A 591-nucleotide genomic window follows, 5' to 3' on the forward strand; every position below is an offset into this window, starting at 1 on the left:
ACAATAAAATTACAAATGCTCAATATTATCACTTTAAAGCAGATGAAGCCCTTCAAAAATTAAAAAGTTTTAATATTGATAAAGTCTTTTTAGATCCACCAAGAAAAGGCTTAGATGAAATTTTTTTAAAAACGTTGGTGTCTTTAGAACCAAAACGAATTATCTATGTATCATGTAATGTTGCGACACTGGCTAGAGATAGTCAATACCTTGTTTCTAAAGGGTATCAATTAAAAGAAGTAACTCCTTTTGATATGTTTCCACAAACGTCTCACATAGAAAGTGTTGCCTTATTTATTTTGGAGTAATTATTTATACTGATTTATAAAAGATTCCACTATATTTTATGGTGGTTTCTTTTTAATATAGGCGGAGAAATATGATTTTTAGTTACTAAGGTTATATAAATAGACTTGATAGGGACAGCGATGTTCCTTTTGTAGACTGAAATGTCTATTTTATTTGATTCCTTTAAACAGTATAATATTATTATTACAAAGGAAAGGGTTAAATGATGAGTATAGAAAAACTATTAAAAGATAAGCGACAATCATTAGGATACACGCAAAAGCATTTGGCTTTACAAATGGG

General features: G+C 28.6%; 1 protein-coding gene. It reads left to right on the plus strand.

Translation table 11 applies throughout. The features are described 5' to 3' along the window. Positions 1 to 308: class I SAM-dependent RNA methyltransferase (locus tag ABCO64_RS10650; RefSeq protein ID WP_425463714.1), on the plus strand; the 308-nt coding region annotated here is incomplete at its 5' end. Positions 309 to 591 lie beyond the last annotated feature (283 nt).

Origin of the sequence: Methanocalculus natronophilus, from assembly GCF_038751955.1 — an archaeon.
In the GTDB taxonomy this organism is placed as follows: Archaea; Halobacteriota; Methanomicrobia; order Methanomicrobiales; family Methanocorpusculaceae; genus Methanocalculus; species Methanocalculus natronophilus.